This is a genomic window from Streptosporangium heterodermiicola (genome assembly GCF_051390675.1).
Lineage (GTDB): Bacteria > Actinomycetota > Actinomycetes > Streptosporangiales > Streptosporangiaceae > Streptosporangium.
This window is the reverse complement of sequence record NZ_JBPJSR010000022.1, coordinates 1-26,251: the sequence shown is the minus strand read 5'-3', so window position 1 is coordinate 26,251 and position 26,251 is coordinate 1. Positions and strand designations below refer to the sequence as shown.

The 26,251-nt window shown below is 71.1% G+C and carries 22 protein-coding genes and 1 riboswitch; of the genes, 14 read left to right on the top strand and 8 right to left on the bottom strand.

From position 1 onward, the window contains the following. Window positions 1–32: 32 nt before the first annotated feature. Window positions 33–530: an NUDIX domain-containing protein gene (locus ACSC1Q_RS34630; protein WP_436762932.1), complete on the top strand. Its 498-nt coding sequence runs from the start codon at window positions 33–35 to the stop codon at window positions 528–530. A gap of 25 nt (window positions 531–555) precedes the next feature. On the opposite strand, the gene ACSC1Q_RS34625 is transcribed toward ACSC1Q_RS34630, so the two are convergent. After that, a complete protein-coding gene (locus tag ACSC1Q_RS34625; RefSeq protein ID WP_436762931.1) occupies window positions 556–2,082 on the bottom strand; it encodes an MFS transporter in 1,527 nt (508 codons plus the stop codon). A gap of 226 nt (window positions 2,083–2,308) precedes the next feature. Between ACSC1Q_RS34625 and ACSC1Q_RS34620 the strand changes: the two genes are divergently transcribed. Next, complete coding sequence (locus ACSC1Q_RS34620; protein WP_436762930.1) at window positions 2,309–2,869, top strand: TetR/AcrR family transcriptional regulator; 561 nt, start codon at window positions 2,309–2,311, stop codon at window positions 2,867–2,869. 219 nt (window positions 2,870–3,088) lie between these two features. Here ACSC1Q_RS34620 and ACSC1Q_RS34615 read toward each other — a convergent pair whose 3' ends face one another. Further along, entirely contained in the window at window positions 3,089–3,703 is a 615-nt protein-coding gene (locus ACSC1Q_RS34615; protein ID WP_436762929.1) for a TetR/AcrR family transcriptional regulator C-terminal domain-containing protein, read from the bottom strand. 69 nt (window positions 3,704–3,772) lie between these two features. Here ACSC1Q_RS34615 and ACSC1Q_RS34610 point away from each other — a divergent pair, with 69 nt between their 5' ends. Both ACSC1Q_RS34610 and ACSC1Q_RS34605 read left to right on the top strand, forming a co-directional pair. Continuing rightward, window positions 3,773–5,392 (top strand): FAD-dependent monooxygenase, encoded by a 1,620-nt coding sequence (locus ACSC1Q_RS34610; protein WP_436762928.1) that lies wholly within the window; start codon window positions 3,773–3,775, stop codon window positions 5,390–5,392. A 296-nt stretch (window positions 5,393–5,688) separates the two neighbouring features. Continuing rightward, a complete protein-coding gene (locus ACSC1Q_RS34605) occupies window positions 5,689–6,555 on the top strand; it encodes an SDR family oxidoreductase (RefSeq protein WP_436762927.1) in 867 nt (288 codons plus the stop codon). A 188-nt stretch (window positions 6,556–6,743) separates the two neighbouring features. Here ACSC1Q_RS34605 and ACSC1Q_RS34600 read toward each other — a convergent pair whose 3' ends face one another. Continuing rightward, window positions 6,744–7,343 carry a hypothetical protein gene (locus tag ACSC1Q_RS34600; RefSeq protein WP_436762926.1) on the bottom strand — a complete coding sequence of 200 codons (600 nt, stop codon included), beginning with the start codon at window positions 7,341–7,343 and terminating at the stop codon, window positions 6,744–6,746. Between the two features lie 437 nt (window positions 7,344–7,780). Between ACSC1Q_RS34600 and ACSC1Q_RS34595 the strand changes: the two genes are divergently transcribed. The 6 genes from ACSC1Q_RS34595 to ACSC1Q_RS34570 all read left to right on the top strand — a co-directional run bounded on the left by ACSC1Q_RS34595 (window position 7,781) and on the right by ACSC1Q_RS34570 (window position 12,535). Continuing rightward, on the top strand, window positions 7,781–8,752 hold the full coding sequence (locus ACSC1Q_RS34595) for an ABC transporter substrate-binding protein (RefSeq protein ID WP_436762925.1): 972 nt from the start codon (window positions 7,781–7,783) through the stop codon (window positions 8,750–8,752). 103 nt (window positions 8,753–8,855) lie between these two features. Beyond that, complete coding sequence (locus ACSC1Q_RS34590) at window positions 8,856–9,626, top strand: class I SAM-dependent methyltransferase (RefSeq protein WP_436762924.1); 771 nt, start codon at window positions 8,856–8,858, stop codon at window positions 9,624–9,626. Window positions 9,627–9,749: 123 nt separating this feature from the next. Continuing rightward, entirely contained in the window at window positions 9,750–10,835 is a 1,086-nt protein-coding gene (locus ACSC1Q_RS34585; RefSeq protein WP_436762923.1) for a FecCD family ABC transporter permease, read from the top strand. Further along, the gene (locus ACSC1Q_RS34580) at window positions 10,832–11,677 is read left to right on the top strand and encodes an ABC transporter ATP-binding protein (RefSeq protein ID WP_436762922.1); all 846 of its coding nucleotides are present in this window, start codon (window positions 10,832–10,834) and stop codon (window positions 11,675–11,677) included. The genes ACSC1Q_RS34585 and ACSC1Q_RS34580 overlap by 4 nt, the downstream gene beginning before the upstream one ends. Next, window positions 11,674–12,114, top strand: coding sequence for a helix-turn-helix transcriptional regulator (locus ACSC1Q_RS34575; protein ID WP_436762921.1), 441 nt, complete (start codon window positions 11,674–11,676; stop codon window positions 12,112–12,114). The genes ACSC1Q_RS34580 and ACSC1Q_RS34575 overlap by 4 nt, the downstream gene beginning before the upstream one ends. Before the next feature lie 10 nt (window positions 12,115–12,124). Beyond that, the gene (locus tag ACSC1Q_RS34570; protein WP_436762920.1) at window positions 12,125–12,535 is read left to right on the top strand and encodes a VOC family protein; all 411 of its coding nucleotides are present in this window, start codon (window positions 12,125–12,127) and stop codon (window positions 12,533–12,535) included. Window positions 12,536–12,685: 150 nt separating this feature from the next. Here the strand turns inward: ACSC1Q_RS34570 and ACSC1Q_RS34565 are convergent, their stop codons facing one another. Further along, window positions 12,686–13,756 carry a methyltransferase gene (locus ACSC1Q_RS34565; RefSeq protein WP_436762919.1) on the bottom strand — a complete coding sequence of 357 codons (1,071 nt, stop codon included), beginning with the start codon at window positions 13,754–13,756 and terminating at the stop codon, window positions 12,686–12,688. 523 nt (window positions 13,757–14,279) lie between these two features. On the opposite strand from ACSC1Q_RS34565, the gene ACSC1Q_RS34560 reads away from it, so the two are divergent. Next, window positions 14,280–16,925, top strand: coding sequence for a ricin-type beta-trefoil lectin domain protein (locus tag ACSC1Q_RS34560; protein ID WP_436762918.1), 2,646 nt, complete (start codon window positions 14,280–14,282; stop codon window positions 16,923–16,925). Between the two features lie 181 nt (window positions 16,926–17,106). Here the strand turns inward: ACSC1Q_RS34560 and ACSC1Q_RS34555 are convergent, their stop codons facing one another. Beyond that, entirely contained in the window at window positions 17,107–17,436 is a 330-nt protein-coding gene (locus tag ACSC1Q_RS34555) for a hypothetical protein (RefSeq protein ID WP_436762917.1), read from the bottom strand. Between the two features lie 178 nt (window positions 17,437–17,614). After that, a riboswitch (cobalamin riboswitch) is annotated at window positions 17,615–17,822 on the bottom strand. 427 nt (window positions 17,823–18,249) lie between these two features. Between ACSC1Q_RS34555 and ACSC1Q_RS34550 the strand changes: the two genes are divergently transcribed. Next, window positions 18,250–19,125 carry a bile acid:sodium symporter family protein gene (locus tag ACSC1Q_RS34550; RefSeq protein ID WP_436762916.1) on the top strand — a complete coding sequence of 292 codons (876 nt, stop codon included), beginning with the start codon at window positions 18,250–18,252 and terminating at the stop codon, window positions 19,123–19,125. Between the two features lie 258 nt (window positions 19,126–19,383). Continuing rightward, window positions 19,384–21,441, top strand: coding sequence for a beta-galactosidase (locus ACSC1Q_RS34545; RefSeq protein WP_436762915.1), 2,058 nt, complete (start codon window positions 19,384–19,386; stop codon window positions 21,439–21,441). 76 nt (window positions 21,442–21,517) lie between these two features. On the opposite strand, the gene ACSC1Q_RS34540 is transcribed toward ACSC1Q_RS34545, so the two are convergent. The 3 genes from ACSC1Q_RS34540 to ACSC1Q_RS34530 are packed head-to-tail and all read right to left on the bottom strand — an operon-like array spanning window position 21,518 to window position 24,778. Beyond that, a complete protein-coding gene (locus tag ACSC1Q_RS34540) occupies window positions 21,518–22,864 on the bottom strand; it encodes an ABC transporter substrate-binding protein (RefSeq protein WP_436762914.1) in 1,347 nt (448 codons plus the stop codon). A 49-nt stretch (window positions 22,865–22,913) separates the two neighbouring features. Beyond that, complete coding sequence (locus ACSC1Q_RS34535; RefSeq protein ID WP_436762913.1) at window positions 22,914–23,873, bottom strand: carbohydrate ABC transporter permease; 960 nt, start codon at window positions 23,871–23,873, stop codon at window positions 22,914–22,916. Between the two features lie 2 nt (window positions 23,874–23,875). Continuing rightward, window positions 23,876–24,778 carry a carbohydrate ABC transporter permease gene (locus ACSC1Q_RS34530; RefSeq protein ID WP_436762912.1) on the bottom strand — a complete coding sequence of 301 codons (903 nt, stop codon included), beginning with the start codon at window positions 24,776–24,778 and terminating at the stop codon, window positions 23,876–23,878. A gap of 205 nt (window positions 24,779–24,983) precedes the next feature. Here ACSC1Q_RS34530 and ACSC1Q_RS34525 point away from each other — a divergent pair, with 205 nt between their 5' ends. Then, entirely contained in the window at window positions 24,984–26,084 is a 1,101-nt protein-coding gene (locus ACSC1Q_RS34525) for a LacI family DNA-binding transcriptional regulator (RefSeq protein ID WP_436762911.1), read from the top strand. Window positions 26,085–26,251 lie beyond the last annotated feature (167 nt).

Below are 26,251 nucleotides of genomic sequence, written 5' to 3'. Positions count from 1 at the left end.
GACGGCGCCGGGCGGGCCGATAGCATACGCGGATGTCCCCGATGCGTCTGCGTCGCTCGGTCCGCGCGGTCATCCTCAACGAGGACGACCACATCCTGCTCTGCAGACTGGTCATTTCCAAGCCGGCCGGGACGATCGCCGTGTGGGCGGCACCCGGCGGAGGCGTGAAGCCCGACGAGGCCGCCCTTGCCGCCCTGCGCCGGGAACTCCACGAGGAGACAGGGCTCGTCATCGACACCGACCCGCCACACGTCTGGCATCAAGAGGTCATCGATCCCGGACACGCGCCGGGCCACGACGGAGTGATCAACGACTACTTCCTCGTCCGCGTCGCGTCGTTCCATCCTCGCGGCGCGATGTCCGACGACGAACTCGCCGCCGAGAACATCGTCGCCTTCCGCTGGTGGCGGCTGTCCGACATCGCCGGCTACCGCGGCCCCGACGTGTTCTCACCGCGCGACCTGGCCACACCGCTGACGGCACTGATCACCGACGGGGTGCCGGCCAGACCCGTACCACTCGGCCTGTGAGCCCTTGCCGACCCGCCCGCACCCATCAGCGGGTACGGGCGCCCGCGGCACCCCACCGGCGGTGGATCGCCGCCCGCCCGTTCGCGGCCCGCCGCGCACGGGCGATTCCCCAGCCGATGAGCGCCGCGGCCACCACCGTGAGCGTGAGAGCCGCGATCATGACCGCCTCCCGGAACTGCGCGGTCTGCTGCCCGCTCCAGCCCGACGCGGCGAGATCACCGGTGAACACCGCCGCGAGGATGGTGCCGGTGACGGCGACACCGGCCCCGGAGGTGACCTCGCCGGCGGTGTCGATGAGTGCCGTACCGACCGTGGTCCGGTTCTCCGGCAGGCCACGCAGGACGTTGACGCTGGAGACGACACCGACCACGCGCATCCCGGCGGCCACGAGCACGAGGGCGGCCGCGACCCCCGCGTAGCCGAAACGGCCCAGCAGGCCGTAGACGGCGAGCCCGGCCACGACGGCCCCGGCGCTGAGCCACGCGGCCCGGTCGAGACCGGCCCGCCGCACGAACGGGCCGACGAACGCGCCACCCGCGACGAGGACGACGACCTGCGGCAACATCCCGAGGGCGGCCTGCGCCGGCGTCCACCCCCAGTCGAGCTGCAACTGCAGCGTCACCATGTAACCGAGGCCGACGGTCGCCAGCCCGGCCGCCGCCTTGAACGCCAGACCGCTGGAGACCAGAGGGTGAGCGAGCAGCCTCAGGTCGAGGAGCGGGTGGCGCGCCGAACGCTCGCGCAGGACGAACACGACCGCCGCCACGACGGCCGCCACCGAGGCCGCCCACGCGACCCACGACCCGGCGCCCTCCTCCACGAACAGCGTCGGCGTGACGAGCGCGAGCACGATCGCCACCGTGCCCAGCACCGCACCCGCGACATCCACCGGATCGCGGTGCAGGTCGGCCGCTACGTCCGCGGCGACACCGAACCGCACACCGACGACCGCGAGGACGGCGATCGGCACGTTCACCAGCAACAGGACCTGCCACGGCGCGACCGCCAGGACCAGCCCGCCCGCCGTCGGGCCGATCGCGAGCCCGACCAGGCCCACGGTCGAGATGAGGGTCATCGAACGGACGCGCAGCCCGTCGTCGGCGAACAACCGGAAGGCCAGCGCCATCGATCCCGGCGTGGTCATCGCGGCCGCGACCCCCATCGCCATCCGGACGGCGATCAGCTGCTCCCCGGTGGAGACGAACGCGGTGGCCAGGCTCGCGACGCCGAGCAGCACCAGGCCGACGAGCATGATCCGCCGCCGGCCGAACCGGTCGGCGATCGCGCCGAAGAACAGCATCAGCCCGCCGAACACGACCGTGTAGGAGCCCGTCACCCACTGCAGCCCGATCGTCGAGACGCGCAGCTCGCGTCCGATCGAGGGCAACGCGACGTTCAAGATCGAGTTGTCCAGCATCTCGAACAGGAACACCGCCGACAGTCCGGTCAGGGCCACCCAGGCCTCACCCAGCGACCGGGGCGAGCGAGGACGCCGCGTCGCCGGCCCGGTGCGCCGGGGGTGCCGGTGATGCCGGGAGTATTGGGCGTTCATGGCGTGCTCCTTGCCGCGGGGGTCGGTGGTGCCGTGCGTGGCGGCGAAACCGATGCGCGCCGGTCATCAGGCAGGCGGAACGGCCGGGATCCGCCGCGACGGGGGCGCGGGTCCGGTCCCGAGGGGGGCCCACGAACAGGCATATAAGATAGAGAGGTCTACCTACAGGCCGTCAGTGTAGGACGCCAGAATAAGATAGGCAAATCTATCCAACAGGGAGGCGCGAATGGCCGAACGACGCCGCGGAGCGGCACTGGAGAAAGCACTCCTCGACGCCGCCTGGGAAGAACTCACCGACAACGGCTACACCAGATTCACCATGGACGCCGTCGTCCAGCGCGCCGGCACCAGCCCCCCCGTGCTCTACCGCCGCTGGTCCGACCGCGACCAGCTCGTCCGCGCGGCCATCGCCCACGCCCTCGAACAATCCCGGGTCGACGTCCCCGACACCGGAGACCTGCGCGAGGACGTCCTCACCCTCATGCGAACGATCAACACCACCCGCGCCCAGTTCATCACCGTCATGAGCGTGCACCTCGCCGCCTACTACCAGGCCACGGGCACCAACCCCGGCGACCTCCTCGCCACAGGACACGAGAAAACCGCCGACGCACTCTTCGACCGCGCCGTCGACCGCGGCGAGATCAACCCAGAACACCTCACCGAACGCATCAAGGCCCTGCCCTTCGACCTGCTACGCCACACGATCCTCACGACCTTCACCGCCGCACCCGACCACGTCCTCGAAGAGATCGTCGACACGATCTTCCTCCCCCTCGTGCGCTGACCGCACCCCGGCGGCGGCCCGCGCGGGCCGCGTCCACGTCTCGGCGCCGGGCGGACCGGCCGCCGCCACCGAGGGGCGCTTCACCGCTCGACCCTCGTGGCGGACGCGGCAGACGCGGCAGACGCGCAGCCCCGCCAACAGCGGGAGAAAGAGACGACATCTTTCCAGATCCTTCCAGATCCCTCCAGCCCGGCGTTCACCGCCGACCTCATATCGCCCTCAGGTCAAGAGGCGGGCGCGCATGCCTTCTAGGATCAGCGACAGGCCGTGCTCGAACGTGTCCTCGCTCTGCGGGTGACCGCTTTCCATGAAGACCGCGAGCAGGTGCGGGTAGCCGGCGAGCCACCGGTGGGCCGTTTCGAGGTTCTCCCGCGCGTCCTGCGGAGGGTTCGCCTGCTCCTCCAGAACGAACCCGCTGACGTAGTTGCTGAGGGTGAAGAGGCCGCGCAGCGCCTCACGGGGCGAAAACCCGGCGCGTTCCAGGGATTCCAGCGCGCTCTGCAGGACGGGCAGGGTGTTCAGTCCGGGGCGCGCTCCGGTGAACAGCCTGGCGGCGTCGCGATGGGAGTTGAGCACCCGCCGCTGGTCACGCATGCGGTCGGCGAGCCAGTCCTGCCAGGGCTGACCGTCGGCCAGGGGCCGTAGCGGGATCTCCCGCGACAGGGCGTCGGCCATCTCGTCGAGCAACGCCTGCTTGCCGGTGAAGTGCCAGTAGAGGGCCGGTGCCTGAACATCCAGCTCGGCGGCCAGGCGCCGCAGCGTCAGCTTGTCCAGGCCCACCTCGTCCAGCAGCGCCAGCGCCGCGGTGACAATCCTGTCGCGCTCCAGCTTCACGATTGACAGCTTAACATCATTAAAGGCATCCTTAACAGTGTTAAATTTAACGACGTTAAGGAGTTTGCCGTGGACGCCACCGTAGTGCTCATCGTCGGGGCCGGACCGACCGGGCTGACCCTGGCCTGCGACCTGGCCCGGCGCGGCATCCCCTGCCGGATCATCGAACAGAGCCCCGTTCCGCAAACCGGTTCACGAGGGTTCACCCTCAAACCACGCACCCTGGAAGTACTGAACGATCTCGGGGCCGCCGACCGCGTCGTAGCCGCCGCGGCGATCCAGTCACGGATCCGCTTCCATCTGGGCGAGCCGCTGCTGTTCGATCTGGACGTACCGCCCGCGCCGCCCTCCGAACAGCGGCCCTACCCCAACGCGCTGGCCCTGCCCGAATGGCGGACCGAGGCCATCTTGCGCGAACGACTGGCCGAACTCGGCGGCGAGGTCGACTTCGGCTGCCGCCTGATCGACTTCCGGTCCGACGACGACGGCGTGACCACGACTCTCGAACGCGACGGAGCCGCGCACACCCTGCGCACCACCTACCTGGTCGGCGCGGACGGCGGCCGCAGCCTCGTCCGCCGTCACCTCGGCCTGGCCTTCACCGGTTCCACCGACGAAGACACCCGCGCCCTGCTCGCCGACGTGCGCGTCCAAGGACTGGACCAGTCCGAGGCGGTGCATTTCTGGATGACCGCGGACGGGCACATCCTCGTGCTCAGACCCATCCCCCACACCGGCACCTGGCAAGCCGTGGCATCCATGGAACCGGACCACGACGGCGACCGGACCGAGGCGTCACTGAACCTCCTGCGACACACCGTCACCGAACGCACCGGCAGAGACGACATCCGCCTGACCGACGCGACCTGGCTGTCGATCTGGCGCTACAACCTGCGCATGGTCGACACCTACCGCGTCGGCCGCGTGTTCCTCGCCGGCGACGCCGCCCACGTCCACAGCCCGTTCGGCGGCTTCGGGATGAACACCGGCATCCAGGACGCCTACAACCTTGGCTGGAAACTCGCCCTGGTCATCCAGGGCGCGGCGGAGGACCACCTGCTCGACAGCTACGAGAGCGAGCGGCTGCCCACGGCCCGTGCGGTGCTGGCCGAAAGCGATCGGCGATTCTCCGCGGCCACACCGCCACGGCCGCTGCGCCCGTTGCTGCGCTTCGTTCTCAAGCCGTTCTTCGCCCGGCGGCAGCGCAACGACCGCGACGACCGCCCGTCCTACCGGTCGAGCCCGTTGAGTCTTGATCTGGCCGCCCGCCGCGCGCCGGTGCGCGCCGGCGACGTCGCCCCCGACGGCACCGTCATCGACGCCGAGGCACGGCACACCCGGTTGTTCGATCTGTTCCGGGGCCCGCACTTCACAGTGCTGGTCTTCGGGGTCGGCCACACCCTGGCGCTCCGACGCGCCGTCGAGGGGCTCGCGGGCCGTCTGCGCGTTCACACCGTCGTCTCCACGGGACAGCGACCTGCGGCGGGCACCCACGTCATGATCGACCCCGAAGACCGCGTCCGGCGCGCCTACGGCGCCCGCACCGGTAGCGTGATCGTCATCCGGCCGGACGGCCACATCGGGCTGATCGCAGACAAACCCGCATACCAGGTAGTGCGCGACTACCTCGTGAGAATTGGCCTGCGCTCCACCGGCGCGGCGACCCATCGCGCGACCGAGCCGGAGTGAACGAGCAGGCACCCCCGCCGGCGCCACCGCCGTTCGGCCGGTTCTCCAGGAGCGTACGGGCGCCACCCGCCCGGCCCCGCGGCATGTCCGCGCCACCTGTGCCCGTGGGGCCGCGCGGTCACCCAGTCGCACGAAAGGCGGATCATCTTCGCCGCCGACGTCATGCGAGCGCGGCCAGACAGTGAACGGCGTCACACATGACCCTCGCGGCCCGATTTTCGCGACAGACTGTCGTAAACTTCACGACATATCGTCGCATAAAGGAGTGTGGAGTCGCGACAAAGCAAACCCAGAAGTTGATCGTCGTAACCGGAGCCTCCACGGGCACAGGCGCGTCAACCGCCCACGAACTGGCCCGCCGAGGATTCCACGTCCTGGCCGGCGTACGACGCGACCATGACGCCGACGCCATCCGATCGACCGGCATCGAACCGATCAACCTCGACATCACCAAGCCCGAACAGGTGAAAGCACTCACCGCACGAATCGCCGACGACCCACGCGCGCTGCACGCGCTCGTCAGCAACGCCGGCATCCAAGTGAACGCCCCGGTCGAGGCCCTGCCGATGACGCAATGGCGATGGGTCTTCGAAGTCAACCTGTTCGGCCACATCGCCATCACCCAGGCGCTCCTGCCCGCACTACTGCGCGGCAAAGGCCGCGTGATCAACATCAGCTCGATCGGCGGCAAGGCCGCCATGCCCACCTACGGCGCCTACGCCGGCGCGAAGTTCGCCCTGGAAGCGGTCAGCGACTCACTCCGCAGGGAGGTCACACCACTGGGCGTACAGGTGGTCGTGGTCGAACCCGGCGGCGTCCGCACCGAGATGGCCACCCGCGGGATCGCGACGGCGAACCAGCCGGCCACCCAGATGACGCCGGAACAGGACGAACGCTACGGCAGCCCGATCCAGGCGATCAACACCCTGATGGCCTCGGGCACCGCGTCGGGCGTAACCGCCGACACCGCCGCCCGAGTCATCACAAAAGCCGCGACAACCCGCAAACCCCGCACCCGCTACACCATCGGCCAGGACGCCGCCCCGATCATCGGCCTGGCCCGAATACTGCCCGACCGCACACTCGACCGCCTCATCGCCACCAACCTGCGCCGTTCGCGGACACGGTCCACACGGCGCGGGAGATCGTCCTCGCGTCCCTGACCCACCGCACGGGTCAAGGTCAACCCCTCGCCACGACTTCTCAGCGATGAACCCGGCAGACCCCACCGCCGACACCCACCGGACCGAGGCGGCGACCAGCCGGCCGATCGGTCACATACCGGCCAGGACCGCCGGGCGACACACGCGTACCGCCGTACGTGTCACCGTGCGCGGCCACCGAAGAAAGGCTAGGAACTGCCCTCTGGGAGGGTGTCCGCGGACATGCCCCCCTCCCCGGGAACACTCGTCAGATAGACGTGCTGGTGACCCTTACCGGCGTCGATACTGATCTGATCAAGCTGCGTCGCCGCGACGGACCACGTCGCGACGGCGGCCGACCGCTGACGGGCCGCCAGATCGAGCAAGGTCTCCCGCGAGTCCCCGGAAAGCCGCGAACCGGCCGCGTACGCGTCGACCGCGATCGCCATGGCGTCCACCGCGCCCCGGAGCCCCGCACGGGCCACGTTGGTCGCCGTCGTCCCCGAAGGAGTCTCCGCGTGCCTGTCGACGGCCTTCCGCACAACACCCCGCCATCCGTCGACCTCCGACGGCTCCGCCGACCGCGCGGCGGGCTTCCCGTCCCGGGGAAGCACCTCGGCGAGCCCGGCCAGCACCCCGTTCAGCTCACCGGCGGTCAACCGGGCCGTCGACGTCAGCTCACCGATCTGCTGGACATCCCGCTTCACCTCCGCCTCGCGCATGTCGGCGACGGCGACCTGAGAGGCGTCGGGGCGACCGAGGAGGTAACCCACCGGCCCGGCTATCGCGACGGCGGCGAGAACGGCCACGATGAGACCCGTCCGGTTGGACGGACGAACACCCGACTGAGCCGGGACACGAGGTCGCCTGGCCGTTTTTGAGGACATCCCGCGACTCCTGTCACCACGACTACCCGGTCGACGGTACCGGTTTCAACGATCTACGTCCATGCGCTCGTCGAACGCTCTTCCTCTCCCGGTGACCGTTTATTAATGATCTTGAAACAATCGAGCACCTTTACATTGTAGATTCATAACGGCACAACCGCCTCCAGTGGGCCACACGGCACGACATTCTCCGGACTTCCCGCTCCTCGACACACGGAGCGCCCCCACCCGCCCCGAAGCGGACTCGATCAACGGGCCGCGACCCCCTCCCCCTCGATCGCCTTCGGGCCGCCCCCGTGCTCGCCCCCCTCCTCGCTGCGCTACAGTCATCGACTATGAAAATCGTTCCCATTTTCACAATGGGTTTCCTCCTTCTCACGCTGACCGCCTGCGGAGGTGCGAGCGGCTCGTCCACCGGAGCGGGCGGGGCCGCGCCGGTCGTGGCGGAGCTGACGAGTTGCGGCCTCCCCCTCACCATCACCGCGCCGCCGCGCCGGGCGGTCGCCATGGAGCAGAACGCGGCGGAGATCATGCTGAAGCTGGGACTTTCCGGCCGGATGGCGGGCACGGCGTACCGGACGGACCCGGTGCTCCCCGAGCTCGAAGCCGGCTACGGCGAGGTCCCCGTCCTGGCCGCGCAGTATCCCGGCCGGGAGGCCCTGCTCGCCGCCAGGCCGGACTTCGTCTACTCGATGCGCGCCTCCGCCTACGCCCCGGACGCCGGTGGTGCCCGGAAGGAGCTGGCCAAGCTCGCGATACCGGCCTACCTCTCCTCCAACGACTGCGAGGATCCGACACTGATCCCCTCCTCCGTCACGTTCGACGCCGTCTTCGGTGAGATCGGGGACATCGCGAAGATCTTCGGCGTCCCGGAGCGCGGTGAGAGCGTGGTCGCCGATCTGCGCGGGCGCCTCGAAGCGGCCAAGGACCTCTCCCGCGCGAGCGCGGGCTCGAAGCTGATGTGGTACTACTCCGGGACGAAGACCCCGGCCATCGCGGGCCGCGGCGGGCTGCCCGACACCATCACCACGTTCCTCGGCGCCGAGAACGCCTTCTCCGACATCGCCCGGCAGTGGTCCGAGGGGAGCTGGGAGAAGATCGCCGAGCGCGACCCGGACGTGATCGTGCTCGCCGACCTCACCCGTGGCGGTGACGGTGACAGCGCCGAGGCCAAGATGAGCTTCCTGCGCTCCGACCCCGTCGCCTCCCGGCTCACCGCGGTCAGGAAGAACCGCTTCGTCGTCGTCCCCGGGTCGGCCATGGACCCCTCGATCAGGAGCGTCAGCGCCGTGGAACGGGTCGGCGCGGGCCTGCGGGACCTTCACCACTGACTTCGCCCACCACCCGGCCGCCCTTCCCCCTGTACGGATCACCGCTGACCGCGCCCACCGGCCGAACGCCCTCCCCTCCCACGAAGAACCACGGAGAACCATGATGACCACTCCCCCCACCTCCCCGGTGACCGCACGGGACCTGCTGTCCGGCTGGGAGGACCAGCAGGCCGCCTACGTGGCCCACCGCGAGAACCGCTTCCAGGTGATGCTCGACGTGCTCGGCCTGCACTGCCCCGGCGACCTCACCGTGCTCGACCTGGCCTGCGGGCCCGGCTCGATCAGCGACCGGGTGCTGAGCCGCTTCCCACGGGCCCACGCCGTCGCCCTCGACCACGACCCGGTACTGACGCGGCTCGCGCGCTCGGCCCTGGAGCCCCACGACGGCCGCGCCACCGTGGTCGAGGCCGACCTGGCGTATCCGGGCTGGTCGTCGGCGCTGCCCGAGGGGAGCTTCGACGCGGTGCTGACCTCCACGGCGCTGCACTGGCTCTCCCCCGGCCAGCTGCTGGCGGTCTACACCGAGCTGGCCCGGCTGCTGCCGCCGGGCTCCGTGCTCCTCAACGCCGACCACCTGCGTTTCGGCGACGAGAGCCCGACCCTGCGGCGGCTGTCGGCCGCCCACGACGCCGCCGTGCGACGGGAGTCCTTCGCGGGTGGTGCGGTCACCTGGGAGCGATGGTGGGCACTGGCGGCCGAGCACCCCGAGCTGGCCCCGTTGATGCCCGAACGCGAGCGGCGCTTCGCCGACCGGCCGCCACAGCCTCCGGCACCGCTGGAGTTCCACCTCGCGGCGCTGCGCACCGCGGGCTTCACCGAGGTGGGAACCGTCTGGCAGTACCTGGACGACCACGTCGTCTTCGCCAGGCGATGACCCGCGATGACCCCAAAAATGACCCCCAAGATGACCTCTGACGACTTCTCGCGCACCTCCGCGACGACCGTACCCGCCGTTCCTGCCGTACCCGCTGTGCCCCCCGTTCCTGCCGTAACCGCTGTGCCCGCCGTGCCCGTCACGACCGCAGTGCCCGTCACCCCCGAGAAACCCGCCTCGATCTCGCGGGCCGGAGGGCGACGCTCGTTCCCGCTGGTCGGTACGGGGCTGGTGCTGCTTCCCCTGTCGGTCGCGCTCGCGGTGACCGTCGGGGCCGCGGGCCTGTCGGTGGGCGACGTGTTCCAGAGCGTCGCCGCGCACCTCGGCCTCCCCGTGGGATCCCCGAGCCCCCTGCTGGACGCGATCGTCTGGGAGCTGCGCCTGCCACGGGTGCTGCTGGCGACGCTGGTCGGGGGCGGCCTGGCCGTGTGCGGCGCGGTCCTGCAGGCCTTGACCCGCAACCCGCTGGCCGACCCCTACCTGCTCGGCATCTCCTCCGGAGCCTCCACCGGGGCGGTGGCCGTCCTGATCCTCGGCCTGGGATCGGGAGCCGCGGCCGCCCTGACGACGGGCGCCTTCGCCGGCAGCCTCGCGGCCTTCTGCTGCGTGCTCGCGCTCATCGGCGCGGCACCGGGCGGTTCCCTGCGCGTCGTGCTGGCCGGGGTCGCGGTCTCGCAGCTGTTCAGCGCGCTGACCAGCCTGATCGTCATCTGGGCCGGTGACGCGCAGAGCACCCGCGGCGTGACGTTCTGGCTGCTGGGCTCCCTCGCCTCGGCGAGCTGGAGCACCGCCGCCCTCTGCGCGGCGGCGACGGGAACCGGCCTGGCACTGTGCTGGGCCGCCTCCCCCGCGCTGGACGCCTTCGCCTTCGGGCGTGAGGCCGCCGCCTCGCTCGGCTTCGCCCCGGGCAGGACCCAGCTCGTCCTGCTCGTCACCACCGCGCTGAGCACCGCGGTCCTCGTCGCCGCGAGCGGCGCCATCGGGTTCGTGGGCCTGGTCGTCCCGCACGCCGTCCGCTTCCTGGCCGGCGGCCGCCACCGCGTGCTGCTGCCGGCCTGCGCGCTGTACGGGGCGATCTTCCTGCTGTGGGCCGACACCGCCGCGCGCACGCTGTTCTCCCCGCGTGAGGTGCCCGTCGGCGTCCTCACCGCGCTGATCGGCGTCCCCGCGTTCGCGGTCATCATGCGCGGAAGGAGCGCCGGATCGTGAGCCTGGACACCCATGACGTCACCTGGAGCGCCGACGGGGTCCCCATCGTCGACGGGGTCACGATCGGCGTGCCTGAAGGACGCTTCACGGGCCTGATCGGCCCGAACGGCTCGGGAAAGTCGACGTTGCTGCGCCTGCTGGCCGGCCTGCTGCGCCCTCGGGCCGGGACGGTCCTGCTGGACGGGCGCCGGCTGGGCGAGCTGCCCCGGCGCGACGTCGCCCGCCGCCTGGCCGTGGTCGCCCAGGAGGTCTCCACCGACATCGACATGACCGTCGCGGACGTGGTGGCCCTCGGCCGGATCCCGCACAGGTCGCCGCTCGCCCTCGTCGGCCGCGACGACCTTCGCGACGCGCGGGAGACCGAGGAGGCCCTGGAACGATGCGGCCTGGCGGGCTGGGGGGAGCGCCGCTGGTCGACCCTGTCGGGCGGGGAGCGCCGGCGCGTCGGCATCGCCCGCGCGCTGGCCCAGCGGCCCACCGAACTCCTGCTGGACGAGCCGACCAACCACCTCGACATCCACCATCAGATCGACCTGCTGCGGATGCTGTCCCGTGCGCCGATCACGGTCGTCGCCGCCCTGCACGACCTGAACCTCGCGGCCCGCTACTGCGACCACCTCATCCTGCTGGAGGCCGGGCGCGTGGTCGCCTCGGGTCCCCCGGCCGAGGTCCTGACCGAACGCTGGATCGAGCGCGTCTACCGGGTACGGGTGACGCTGACCCCGTCCCCCGGCGGTCACCCCCGGCTGTGGTACTCCCCGCTGGACGAGCCCGCCGCCCCGGCGCCCGTTCACGCAGGTGAGAGGCCATTTCGGGAGGCGGGTGGTAGGGTCGTCCCATGACCCCGGAGGACCTCGCCAATCTCGCGCACCTGCGCCGCGCCCGGGATCTGATCGACCGGGAGTACGCCAGGCCGCTCGACGTGCCGACGATGGCCGGCCGGGCCCTCATGTCACCCGCGCACTTCTCCCGGCGGTTCCGGGCGGCCTACGGCGAGACGCCGTACAGCTATCTCATGACCCGCCGGATCGAGCGGGCGATGGCGCTGCTGCGCGGCGGGATGAGCGTGACCGACGCGTGCATGACGGTCGGCTGTACCTCGCTCGGCTCGTTCAGCTCGCGGTTCACCGAGATCGTCGGGGAGACGCCGAGCGCGTACCGCGGCCGGGAGCACAGCGCCGTGGCGGCGATGCCCGCGTGCGTGGCGAAGGTCCGGACCCGCCCGGTGAGAAACCCGCCGAGCAGGATCCGAGAAGCGGGCCACGCCTCCGCCGCCTAACGTTGGCGACATGACCATCGCACTCCAGTACTGCCACATCACCGTCAACGACCTGGACGAATCGCTCGCCTTCTACCGCGACGGGCTCGGCCTCGAAGTACGCAACGACGTCGCCTCCGGCGGATTCCGCTGGGTCACCCTCGGCAGCGCGACCCAGCCGGGCCTTGAGATCGTGCTCTCCGAACCGCACGCCGGTCGCTCCCAGGCCGACGGCGACGCCCTGCAGGAGCTGCTCACCAAGGGGGTCCTGCCGATGAGCGTCTTCAGCACCGACGACCTCGACGCGACCTTCGAGCGGGTACGGGTATCGGGCGCCGAGGTGCTGCAGGAGCCGATCGACCAGCCGTGGGGGCCGCGCGACTGCGCCTTCCGCGACCCCTCGGGCAACATGGTGCGGATCCAGCAGGAGGCCAAGGCGTAAGGCTTGAGGCGTAAGGCGTAACGCCCGGCCCGTGGCGACGCCGCCACCGCCCGGCCGCCTCACGCGCCGGGCGGGGCGATCCCCCGCCGCGGGACGGCACCTCCGCGCACACCGTTCGGGCACCCGGCGCGGCTCGGCGGGAAAGGACCGTCAGGTGCCGGCGGCGGCCGGGACGCACTCGACGACGGTGTGCCGCGCCGTGATGTCGCGCACGGCGGCGACCCGCAGCCCGGCGGCCGCGGCCAGCGCCCGGTAGTCGTCGACGGTCCGTTCCCTGCCGCCGGACAGCACCAGCATCCGCAGGTCCATCTCCGCGAACATGGCCGGATCGGTCCCCGAGACGATCGGCGACTCAAGGATCAGCACCCGGCCGCGCGGGCCCGCCGCGTCGGCGCAGCGGCGCAGGATGGCGGTCGCCTCGGTGTCGGCCCAGTCGTGCAGCACGCGGTTGAGCACGTACGCGTCGGCGCCGCCGGGCAGCTCGTCGAAGAAACTCCGCCCGACCGTCTCGCACCGGTCCCCCAGCCCGCGCCCGGCCAGGTATTCCCGCGCGCGTGACGCGGTGCCCGGCAGGTCCACCAGCACACCGCGCAGGCCCTCGTGGCGCAGCAGCAGCCCGGCCAGCAGCGCCCCGGTACCGCCGCCGACGTCGGCCACCCGGGTCAGCGCCGACCAGTCGTAGCCCTCCGCCAGCTCGCCGTACCCGGCGTTGGCCGCCATGGTCGCGTCGAAGGAGGCGCTCAGCTCGGGGTTCGCGTCGAGATAGCTCCAGAACGGTGCGCCGAACACCGCGGGCCAGGCGGGCCGGCCGGTCCGTACCGTGTCCGCCAGGCCGGTGAAGGCCAGGTCCATCCGGCCGCCGAACCCGTCCAGGTCCAGCCACCGCCATACCGCGGACGGGTGGTCCCGGCGCAGCAGGACGGCCGTCCCGTTCGCCGCGAACGTGCCCGGCCGGGGCTCGGCGAACACGCCACGGCCGACCAGGTGGCGCAGCAGCCGTCCCAGCGCGTCCGGGTCCGAGCCGGTCCTGGCGGCCAGGTCGTCGATGTCCGAGCCGTCCTCGTCCACCAGATCGGGCAGCCGCAGGGTCACGGCCACCCGGAGCGCCATCGGGGTCACCAGATCCATCAGCGGCGTCATGGCCCGCCACGCGTCGGGCCCGTCCAGCGCGGCACCACCGGTCGTCGCGGTCGTCGCGGTCGCCTCGTCGTCACTCGTCATACGCACCTCCTGTCCCTATGGTGCGCGCCGGGAGCGGCCCCGGCTTGGACGAATCGGCGCCCGCTCTCTTTCACGACCCCCGAGGCGGTGTTCGCCACGCGGGCCGTCACTGACACGGGTCCATGATCCCGAAATTGAGCTGATCATATTCGATCAAATATTGACACATAGATGTTTCAAAGTATTCACTTTTGATCACCCCCCCTGTTGGGTGCCCGCTCCGCCCCGGCTTGTGGCGGGCACCCGCGAAACCACGTAGTAGGGAGACCGCCGTGGTCATGGAACGTCGAGATTTCCCGCGGAACACCCTCGGAGCGGCGTCCCAGGCGGCGGCCTCCACACCCCCGGCCGCGCCCCCCTGCGGGCCACGCCGTTCCTCGGGCCGCCCCCTGAACTCGAACCCTGAGCCCAAGACCGAGCCCTGAGCCCTGAGCCCTGAGCCCGACCCTGAGCCCGATCCTGCCCATGGCCCTTCGCCACCGGGTCCCACATCTCCGAACCACCACCCCCCTGAGGAGATCCCATGCAACGAGTACGCCCTTGGCGACGGCTGCTGCACGCCGTCGTCGTCTGCGTCGTCGGCCTCGCGACGCTGGTCGTCGGCGCGCCGCAGGCCGGCGCCGCCCCGGCCCAGCCGTCGCCGCTGACGACGCCGTGGACGAACCAGGCGTTGAACGGCACGCCGCTGCCGGAGTACCCCCGCCCGCAGATGACCCGCCCCGACTGGCTGAACCTCAACGGGGAGTGGCAGCTGCGGCAGTCGGCCACGAACGACGCCCCCGTGTTCGGGCAGACGCTGCCGGAGCGGGTCAACGTGCCGTTCCCGGTGGAGTCGGCCCTGTCGGGCATCAAGCGGCCGGCGAACGACAGCCGCTACTACCTGACCTACCGGCGGACGTTCACCGTGCCGGCCGGCTGGACCGGCCGCCGGGTGCAGCTGCACTTCGGCGCCGTGGACTGGCAGACGACCGTGTGGGTGAACGGCGTGCAGGTCGGCGGGCACACCGGCGGCTACGACCGCTTCGAGTTCGACATCACCCCGCAGCTCAACGGCGGGACGAACGAGCTGGTCGTGCGGGTCTTCGACCCGTCGGACTCCGGGGTGAACGGGACCAACCCCGCCCGCGGCAAGCAGGTCCGCGACCCGGGCGGCATCATGTACACGCCGTCGTCGGGCATCTGGCAGACGGTGTGGCTGGAGCCGACCCCGACCTCGTCGATCTACAGCGTCGACTTCTACCCCAACCTCGCCAACAACACCCTGCGGGTGCGCGTCTTCACCCGCGGCGACGTCTCGGGGCACTCGGTGTACGCCGAGGCGCTGAACGGCTCGGCCGTCGTCGGCACCGCGACCGGCGGGTTCACCGACTTCAGCGTCCCCGTTCCCGGCGCGCGGCGCTGGTCGCCGGACGACCCGTTCCTGTACAACCTGCGGATCTCCCTGCGCAACGGCGCGAACGCGACCGTCGACCAGACGACGCACTACTTCGGGATGCGCGAGGTCGGCAAGGCCGTGGTGAACGGGCGGCTCGCGCTGACGCTCAACGGCCAGTTCGTCATGCAGAACGGCGTGCTGGACCAGGGCTTCTGGCCGGACGGCCTGTACACGGCGCCGACCGACGCCGCGCTGGCGAGCGACCTGCAGAAGATCAAGGACCTCGGCTTCAACATGGTCCGCAAGCACATCAAGGTGGAGCCGCAGCGGTGGTTCTACCACGCCGACCGGCTCGGCCTGCTGGTCTGGCAGGACATGCCGAGCATGGGCGGGGGCAACGCCACCCACCACGCGCAGTGGGAGAGCGAGCTGAGGGAGGTCGTCGACGAGCACCGCTCGTCGCCCGCGACCGTCGCCTACGTCCCGTTCAACGAGGGCTGGGGCGAGTGGAACCTCGCCGACACCACCCGGATCATCCAGAACGTCAAGAACCAGGACCCGACCAGGCTCGTCAACGGGCACAGCGGCTACAACTGCTGCGCCTCCAAGGGCGACCCGGGCAACGGCGACATCATGGACTGGCACATCTACGTCGGCCCCGACGCGCCGACGCCGACGAGCACCCGGACCTCCGTGCTCGGCGAGTACGGCGGGCTGGGCGTGCGCACCCCCGGTCACGAGTACAGCCCCAACGGCCAGTTCGGCGCGTACGAGACGCACCCGAACACGCAGTCGATCACCGACCGGTACGTGAGCCTCGTCGCCCAGTCGGCGAACCTCATGCACGCGCGCGGGCTCAGCGCGCTCGTCTACACGCAGCCGTTCGACGTCGAGGGCGAGGTCAACGGCTTCTGGACCTACGACCGGCAGGTGGTGAAGTTCGACGCCGCCCGGGTGAGGGCGGCCAACCTCGGCATCATCGCGGCGTCGAAGCGGCTGAACACCGCCCCGCCCCCGCCCGGCCGGCCGATCGGCACTCCCGGGAACAAGTGCGTGGACGTGGCCGCCGACGACACCGGCACCAACGGCTCCGCCGTGCAGCTGTGGGACTGCCAGATCCAGGCCGCCGACCAGCACTGGACCCGGGACGGCAACACCCTGCGCACGCTGAACCGGTGCCTGGACGTGACGGGCAACGCGACGGCGAACGGGTCGCAGGTCCAGCTGTGGGACTGCAACGGCGGCGGCGCCCAGCAGTGGGTACCGCAGGGCAACGGCGCGCTGCTCAACCCGCAGTCCGGCCGCTGCCTCGACTCGCCCAACGGTTCCACGGCCAACGGGACCAGGCTCCAGCTGTGGGACTGCAACGGCGCCGCGGCGCAGACGTTCCGGCTGGGCGGAGGCTCCGCCGGGGCCACGTTCGTCAACGGCCCGGGCGGCAAGTGCGTGGACGTGGCCGCCGACGACACCGGCACCAACGGCTCCGCCGTGCAGCTGTGGGACTGCCAGCCCCACGCCGTCGACCAGCACTGGGCGTGGGACGGCTCGGGACTGCGCACGCTCAACCGGTGCCTGGACGTGACCGGTAACGCGACGGCGAACGGGTCGCAGGTCCAGCTGTGGGACTGCAACGGCGGCGGCGCCCAGCAGTGGGTACCGCAGGGCAACGGCGCGCTGCTCAACCCGCAGTCCGGCCGCTGCCTCGACTCGCCCAACGGTTCCACGGCCAACGCCGCGAGACTGCGGCTGTGGGACTGCAACGGCAGCCTGGCGCAGACGTTCAGGAAGCAGTGACCCGGCGGGGGTGGGTGCGGGAGCCGTGACTCCCGCGCCCGCCCCCGGTTGACGCGCGGGGAGGCACCTCCCCGTGCCCGCCCTCGTGGCCGCTCCCCGGCCGCCCCCCGGCCGCCCCCCGTGGCCCCCCCGGAGCGCGGACACGGGGAGCGGCCGGGGAACGGCGGAGGGTGCCGGCCCGTTACGAACGGGGCTTCGTGAAGACGTACAGGGTGAGGATGTCGGGGATCGGGGCGAGGCCGGGGCCTCCGGCCCTGATCCAGGCGGCGATGTCCTCGACGGCGTCGGGGTGGTTGACCAGGCCGAGCCACACCGGCCGCCCGCCCGCGGCGCGTCCGGCGGGCGAGGGGCGGACCACGACGACGTTGGCCTGCTCGCACACGTCCAGGCAATCGCTGACGCGGACGTCGGCGATCTCCGACAGGCGGCGGAGCTGCTCGGCGTGGTCGAGGGCGGGAACCTTGCCGGTGCTGCCGCAGCAGCAGTCCCGGCAGACGGTGAGCCTGCTCATGCGTGGGTGAGTCCCTTTCCGGTGCGATCCAGGGGGTGGGGTTCCGGCGGCGGGCGGTGAGGAACGCCGTCGAGAGGCCGGATCACCGGGAGAGCCCCGCGCGCCGGGCGGGTCGCGGGACACCGCGCCGGGAGAACCGCATGACGACCGCCATCCTCTCCTGGGGAGATCCGCCCCGTTTCCTGAGGGGGCGACAGCGTGAGTCTCCTGGCTCTCGGGTCGATGCTCCTCCCGGCCTTCCCACCCGTCGTCGGGGCAGTGGCCTTGTTCGGGATTCGCTCGCCGATCACAGTGGCGGGACCGCGCCGGATTCGCACCGGCTTCCTCGTTCCGCCGTCGCCTTCGCCGAACATGGTCGCACAGCCACCGTCGACGACAGGACCCGGCCCGGACGTGCCGCCTCGGGACTGGGCGGCACAGCACGTCCGGGCAAGGGCGTTCGGCGTCACACCCGGTCCGCACGGCGCGATGGCGCGTCCCGGCCGGATCATCCGCGTCCCGGGCGCCACGGAGCCGCCTTCTCCGGAAACCGAGAAGGCCGGGCTCCTCACCTGGCGTGATCGCGAAATGTGCGTGATCATTGGACCCACCATGCAGCGCCGTGCTCCCGCCCGTACCGCCCGTACCGTCGCCGCGGGATCGGGCGCCGTCGCCCTCTCCGGCCTCCCCCGGCGTCACGGACGCCGCTCCGACGTCGCCCGTGCCGACCGGGCCCCTTCACGCTGACCCACCCCCCGCCAAAACACCCCCCGCCAAAAGAAAGACCGCCCGAAGAAAACCGCCCGAAGAAAAGAAGAAAGAGGACACACCCCCATGGCTCTCGCCGGTGTCTTCCTGCCCATCGCCCTCGCGGTCATCATGTTCGGCCTCGGCCTGGGCCTGACGATCGCCGACTTCCGTCGCGTCGTCGCCTATCCCAGGGCCACCCTGGTCGCGCTCGCCTGCCAGATCCTGCTGCTGCCCGCGATCTGCTTCGGCCTGGTGCTCGCCTTCGGCCTGCCGCCCGCGCTCGCCGTGGGCATGATGCTCCTGGCCGCCTCCCCCGGCGGGACCACGGCCAACCTCTACAGCCACCTGTTCGGCGGCGACGTCGCGCTCAACGTGACGCTCACCGCGATCAACTCCGTGCTGGCCGTCGTCACGCTGCCGCTGGTCACCAACCTGTCGCTGAGCTACTTCGCCGCCGACTCGGCCGCGCTGGGCCTGCAGTTCGACAAGACCGTCCAGGTGGTCGCGATCGTGCTCGTCCCCGTCGCGATCGGGATGGCGGTCCGGGTGTGGCTGCCGCGGTTCGCCGACCGGATGAACACGCCCGTGAAGATCGCCTCCGCCGTCATCCTGGTCGCGGTGATCGTCGGTGCCCTGCTGCAGGAGCTGGACAACCTCGGCGGCTACATCCGCTCGGTCGGCGCGATCACGCTGGTGTTCAGCGTGCTCAGCCTGGCGATCGGCTACTGGGTGCCGCGCCTGGCCAGGATCGAGCGCGGCCAGGCCATCGCCTCCTGCATGGAGATCGGCATCCACAACGCCACGCTGTCCATCGCGGTCGCGCTCACGCTGCTGGGCAATACCCAGATGGCCATCCCCGCCGCCACCTACGGCGTGCTGATGTTCTTCACCGCCGCCGCGGCCGGATTCCTCCTCAGGTCGCGTACGGCCCAGGTCCCGTACGACGAGGCCCGCCCCTGACGCTGAGCACGCTGAGCACGCGCGGCACGCACGACGCGCGCTGCACTCCCCCGGCGGCCGTGCTCCGGTGGTGACCACCACCGGAGCACGGCCGCCCGGTCACGGTGGCCCCTCGCGGCGGATCGGCCTGGGCCGCGACACCCATCGCCTTCGGTTTCCGGACCCGTGTTCCCGGAACGGCGGGACGGGTCTGGGATATTCTATGTTTACGTAAACATAAGCCTGACGATCTCCCTGTGATGACAGGCAGGAGTGGCAGTGGCAGCTGATCACGGACCGCGCTGGCTTCGCTGGCCCTCGGAGACCTCGCGGCGCCGGTTCGCCTTCGGCGCGGACTACAACCCCGAACAGTGGCCCCGGGAGGTGTGGCGGGAGGACGTCCGGGCGATGCGCCACGCGGGGGTGAACATCGTCTCGCTCGCGATCTTCTCGTGGGCCCGGCTCCAGCCGCGTGCCGACCGGTGGACCTTCGAGTGGCTGGACGAGGTGATGGACCTCCTGCACGCGAACGGCATCGCGGTGGACCTGGCGACCGCCACCGCGTCCCCGCCGCCGTGGCTGGCCACCGCGCACCCGGAGATCCTCCCCGTCGACCACGAGGGCCGCACGCTGTGGCCGGGCGCGCGCCAGCACTGGCGCCCTACGTCGCCGGTCTTCCGCGAGCACGCCCTGCGCCTGGTCCGGGCCATGGCGGGGCGGTACGGGAGCCATCCGGCGCTGGCCGCGTGGCACGTCTCCAACGAGCTCGGCTGCCACAACGTCTACGACTTCTCCGAGGACGCCGCCACCGCGTTCCGCGTCTGGCTGCGCGACCGGTACGGCACGGTGGAGGAGCTGAACCGGGCGTGGGCGACCGCGTTCTGGTCCCAGACCTACGACGACTGGGCGGAGATCCTGCCGCCGCGCCTGGCCACCTCCTATCCCAACCCCACCCAGCAGCTCGACTTCAAGCGGTTCTCCTCCGACGCCCTGAAGGACCACCTGCGGGCCGAACGCGACGCGCTCGCCGAGCTGACGCCCGGGATCCCGGTCACCACCAACTTCATGGTCATGGGCGAGACCAAGGGGATGGACTACGCCGGCTGGGCGCGCGAGGTCGACTTCGTCTCCAACGACCACTACCTGCTGACCGGCCCGCAGGCGCGGGACGAGCTGTCGTTCTCGGCCAACCTGACCGGCCGGCTCGCCGGGGGCGAGCCCTGGTTCCTGATGGAGCACTCCACCGGCGCGGTGAACTGGCAGCCGGTCAACACGGCCAAGAGGCCCGGCGGCCTGGCCCGCGACTCGCTGACCCACGTGGCGTACGGGGCGGACGCCGTGTGTTTCTTCCAGTGGCGGCAGTCGGCGGGCGGGGCCGAGAAGTACCACTCGGCGATGGTCCCGCACGCCGGGACGGACAGCGAGGTCTTCCGCTCGGTCGTGGACCTCGGCGCGACCCTGGAGCGGCTCGCGCCGGTCGCGGGGACGCGCCGCCGCCGCGCCCAGGCCGCGATCGTGTTCGACTGGGACTCCTGGTGGGCGAGCGAGCTGGACTCCCACCCCACGTCACGGCTGCGGTACCGGCAGGAGGCGCTGGACTGGTACTCGGCGTTCGCGGCGGCCGGGGTGCGGGTCGACGTCGTCCCCTCCGCCGGGTCGTTCTCGCACTACGACCTGCTCGTCGCCCCGATCCTGCACGTCGTCCCCCAGGGGCTCGCCGACCGGCTGGGCGCGTACGTGGCCGGTGGCGGCCATCTCGTCACCACCTACTTCTCCGGCATCGTGGACGAGCACGACCACGTGTGGCTCGGCGGCTACCCCGGCGCGCTGCGCGAGGTGCTCGGCATCCGGATCGAGGAGTTCGGGCCGCTGCTGGACGGCGACCGGGTGGACCTCGACCTCGGCGTCTCCGGCACGCTGTGGAGCGACCGGGTCGACGTCACCGGGCCGGACGTCGAGATCGTCGCCCGCTACACCTCCGGCGAGCACGCGGGCCGGCCCGCCGTCACCACCCGCCGGGCCGGGACCGGCTCGGCGTCCTACGTCTCGACCAGGCTCGGCCCCGAGGGCCTGGTCCCGGTGCTCTCGCGGTTCCTCGCGACCGCCGGGGTGCGCGGCGAGCTCCCGGACGCCGTCGCCGGGGCGGTGGAGCTCGCGATCCGTACCGGCGACGACGCCGACTACTGGTTCCTCATCAACCGCACCGACGAGAGCGTCACCGTGGACGGTGTCACGGGCGAGGTCCTCCAGGCGCCGTGCCTGGCCACCGGCCTCACCCTCGCCCCCCGCCAGGTGTGCGTCCTGCGCCGCGCGCACGAGACCCCGCCCGCCCCCTGACACCCGCGCTCCCGGCGTACGGCTTCCCTCGTACGCCGGGACGCCGGGGTTCTCCCTCGAAGAGGGCACGGCGGGGTCACCGGACGCTGAAGCCCTGCTCCCTGCCGTACTCGATGGAGGCGTCCTGCCATGCCTTCAGGCCGTCCTGCAGGGTGACGCCGCCGACGTAGGCCTTGCCCGCGGTGTCGTTGAAGATCCTGTTGGCGTAGACCTGGTAAGGCAGGTAGGACCAGCCGGGGACGACCTGGCCCGCCGACTCGGCGAGGATCCGGTTGACCCGCTGGTCGCCGAAGTAGGGGAACTTCTTGTCCTGGAAGGTCTTGGAGGCCAGCTCGGCGGTGGTCGCGGGGAACGCGCCGCCGTCCAGCCGGGTCCGCACCCCCTCGTCGACTCCGGCGTACTTGAGGAAGGCGTAGGCGAGGGCCTTGCTGGGGCTGGCCTCGGGGATGGCGAGCGAGCTGCCGCCGCTCTCCGAGGTGGCCCCGCCTCCGCTCTCCCACTGCGGCATGGGGGCGACCCGCCACTTGCCGAACCCGGCCTTGACGCCGGTCTCCAGGTTGGCGGGCATCCAGGCGCCGATCACGAGGGTGGCGATGGTGCCGTCGCCCAGGCCCTTGTACCAGGCGTCGGTCCATCCGTTGATCGGCGCGATGAGCTTGTCGCTGACGAGCCGCTGCCAGGCCGTGGTGAACTTCCGCGTGCCCGCGTCGCCGAAGTCGACGCTCACCGTGGAGCCCTCGACCTTGTACGGCCTGCCTCCGGCCTGCCAGATCATGCTGGTGGCGAACCCGGGGTCGCCGGTGTCGCTGGTGATGTACGCCTTGGGGTCGGCGGCGTGCAGCTTCCTCGCCGCCTCGATGTACTCCTCCCAGGTGGCCGGGACCTCGATCTCGTGCCTGTCGAAGATCTCCTTGTTGTAGAACAGGGCCATCGGCCCGGAGTCCATGGGCATGCCGTAGATGCCGTCCCCGGAGCGGACGGAGTTCCAGGGGCCGGGGGTGAAGGTGCCTTCGAGCTTGTCCGCGCCGAAGCCCTTCAGGTCGGCGACCGACTTGGCGAGCACGAACTGCGGCAGGGCGAAGTACTCGATCTGCGCGATGTCGGGGATGCCCGACCCGGCCTTGACCACGTTCTGCAGGGCGGTGTAGTGGTCGTTGCCGGTGCCGGCGTTGACCAGGTTGACCTTCACCTTCGGATACTTGGCCTGGAAGTCGGCGACCACCTGCTTCAGGGTCGGCTCCCAGGCCCAGATCGTGATGCCGCCACCGGCGTCCAGCGCGGCCTGGAGGTCCGTGGCGGACGCGCTCTCTGGAGGAGCCTCGGCCCCGGAGCCGCCGCCACCGGAGGGAGAGCAGGCGGCGATTGCCAGCGACACCGAAAGTACGGCGCCCAGCAGGAGGGTGCGGCGGCGGGTTGTCGTCATGGATGCCCCTTTCGTGGTCGTACCTGGGGACGGTCGGGCGCGGCCCCGGTCACTCCTTGACGCTTCCGGCGGCCAGGCCCGACCGCCAGTACCGCTGGAGCAACAGGAACGCCGCGATCAGCGGGACGATGGTGAGCAGCGAACCGGTGATCACGAGGTTGAAGATCGCCTCGCCGCCGATGGTCGACGCCTGGGCGTTCCAGTTCTTGAGGCCGAGGGTGAGCGGATACCAGTCCGGGTCCTTCAGCATGATCAGCGGCAGGAAGTAGTTGTTCCACGTCGCGACGACCGTGAACAGCAGGACGGTGACGATCCCGGGCGCGAGCAGCGGCAGGCCGATGCGCAGGAACGCCTGGAACTCCCGCGCCCCGTCCACCCGCGCCGACTCCAGGATCTCGTCGGGGACGGCGTCGGCGGCGAACGTCCACATGAGATAGAGGCCGAACGGCGAGACCAGCGACGGGATGATGATCGCCCACGGGGTGTTGGTCAGGCCCAGGCCGGAGAACATCAGGAACGTCGGGACGGCCAGCGCGGTGCCGGGCACCGCGACCGCGCCGGTGACGACGGCGAAGACGGCCTTCTTGCCGGGGAAGTCGAACTTCGCCAGCCCGTACCCGGCGACCGTGGCCAGCACCGTCGCGCCGCCCGCGCCCACGACCACGTAGAGCAGGGTGTTGAGCAGCCAGCGGGTGAAGACGCCGCCGTCGTAGGTGAAGGTGCCGGCGATGTTGCGGAACAGCGCGAAGTCGTCGTCGAACCACAGGCCGAACGAGGCGAACAGCCCCTCCTGCGTCTTGGACGCGTTGATCAGCAGCCAGGCCAGCGGGAGCAGCGCGTAGACCAGCATGACCGAGGTCAGGACGGTCAGCGTGGCGCTGCGCCGGACCCGCCGTCCGGAGCCCTGTCCGGTGTCGCGTCCGGGGCGGCGACGGCCGCGCCGGACCACCAGCGGGCCGGACGAGGCACGCGCGCGGGGCTTCCCGCCGGTCGCGGGGGTGGCGGTCACGCTCAGCCCTCCTTCCTCATGCCGCGGAGCTGGACGACGTAGGCGATGATCATCGTGATCACGCCCATCACGATGGCGACGGTCGCCGAGTAGTTGAACCGCTGGCCGTCGAAGGACAGCGAGTAGGCGTAGAGGTTCGGCGTCAGGTAGGTCGTGATCGCGTTCGGCGCCAGGGTCTTGAGGATGCTGGGCTCGTTGAAGAGCTGGAAGCTGCCGATGATCGAGAAGATCGTCGCGATCAGCAGCGCCCCGCGCAGCGCGGGGAGCTTGATCGCGTAGACGATCCGGACCTGGCTCGCCCCGTCGATCTCCGCGGCCTCGTACAGGGACGGGTTGACCACGCGCAGGGCGGAGTACAGGATCAGCATGTTGTAGCCGACGAACTCCCAGGTCACGATGTTGCCGATCGAGGCGAGGATCAGGTCGGCCGACAGCGGGTCCGGCAGCGACAGCCCGAACGTCTCGTTCAGGTTGCCGACGAGCCCGAACCGGTTCCCGTACATGAAGCCCCACATCAGCGTCGCGACCACCGCGGGCACGGCGTAGGGCAGGAACACCGCGAGGCGGAAGAAGCTCGTCCCGTACAGCCGGCCGCTGTCGATCGCGAGGGCGACCAGGAGCGACAGGAACAACATGATCGGGACCTGTACGACCAGGAAGAGCGTCACGTTGCCGAAGGCGGACCAGAACTGGGGGTCGGCCAGCGCCGCGAGGTAGTTGTCGGCGCCGACGAAGGCGGTTCCGCCGATCAGCCGGGTGCGGAACAGGCTCAGGTACACGGAGTACACGACCGGCGCGAGGAAGACGAGCGCGAACACCACGAGGAACGGCCCGACGAACCGCCACCCCGCCCACGACCGTCTCCCCCCGGCCACCCTCCGGCTCACCCGCGGCGCTGCGACCACCGGTTCCCTCCCGCCCTCGTGCAATGTTTACGTAAACATCACGCCCAGAAGGAAGCCCTACCAGAACCAACACAGGGTGATAAGTGGTAATCCATCAGTAATGATTACGTAAACGTCCGTGCGGTATCGTGACACCGGTCACACAGGCCGTCAAGGTTTCCCCGGTTCCAACGGCCGTCCGAAAACACCCGAAGGGCGAAAAACGATGAACGGCGGTGGCCGGCAGCAGCCGGGAACGACGCACGCCGGCGGCGCGCGGCGCGGCGGGTCGGGCGTCCCCGGCGGACGCCGCAAGCAGCGCGTCTCCATGGCCGACGTCGCCACGCTGGCGGGCGTCTCGTCCCAGACCGTCTCCCGGGTCTCGAACGGCCACCCGGGAGTGGTCGACTCGACCCGCGAGCACGTGCTCGCGGCGATGCGCGAGCTGGGCTACCGGCCCAACAGCGCGGCCCGCGCGCTGCGGTACGGCAGGTTCAACACCATCGGCGTCATCCTCTTCAGCCTCGCCTCCACCGGCAACAGCCGCACGGTGGAGGCGATCGCCACCCACGCCGCCGCCGAGGGGTACGCCATCACGTTGATCCCGGTCGACGTGCCGACCCAGGACAACGTGCTGGGCGCGTTCACCCGGATGGGCGAGCTCGCCGTGGACGCGGTCATCGTCATCATCGAGATCCACCTGCTCGACGCGGGCACCGTGACCCTGCCCCCCGGGGTCCACGTCGTCATCGTCGTCGACTCCGACGCCGGCGACCGCTACAGCGTCGTCGACACCGACCAGGCCGACGGGGCCCGGCGGGCCGTCCACCACCTGCTCGACCTGGGACACCGGACCGTCTGGCACGTGACGGGACCCCGGACGTCCTACGCCGCCCAGCGCCGCGCCCAGGCCTGGCGCGCCACGCTCCAGGAGGCCGGGCGGCCGGTGCCGCCGCCCCTGCCCGGCGACTGGTCGGCCGAGTCCGGCTACGCCGCCGGTCTCGCGCTCGCGGACGAGCCTGACTGCACGGCGGTGTTCGTCGCCAACGACCAGATGGCCCTCGGGCTGCTGCGCGCCCTGCACGAACGCGGCCGGGTGGTCCCCGACGAGATCAGCGTGGTCGGCTTCGACGACATCCCCGACTCCGCCTTCTTCATCCCGCCCCTGACGACCGTCCACCAGGACTTCGCGGAGGTGGGCAGGAGGTGCGTGCAGCGGGTCCTGGTCCAGATCCGCGAGAACCAGACCTCCCTGCCCGGCACCGACCTCGTCCCGACCCGCCTGGTGGTACGAAGCAGCACGGCCTCCCCCGCCCCCGGGAGATGAGACAACGAAGCCCGGCGGTCCCGGAGTCGTCTCCGGGGACCGCCGGGCGTCCTCACCGCCCTTACGTCCGCACTGCCCTTACGCCCGCACTGCCCTTACGCCCGCACTGCCCTTACGCCCGCACTGCCCTTACGCCCGCACTGCTCTTACGCCCGCACCGCCCGGCT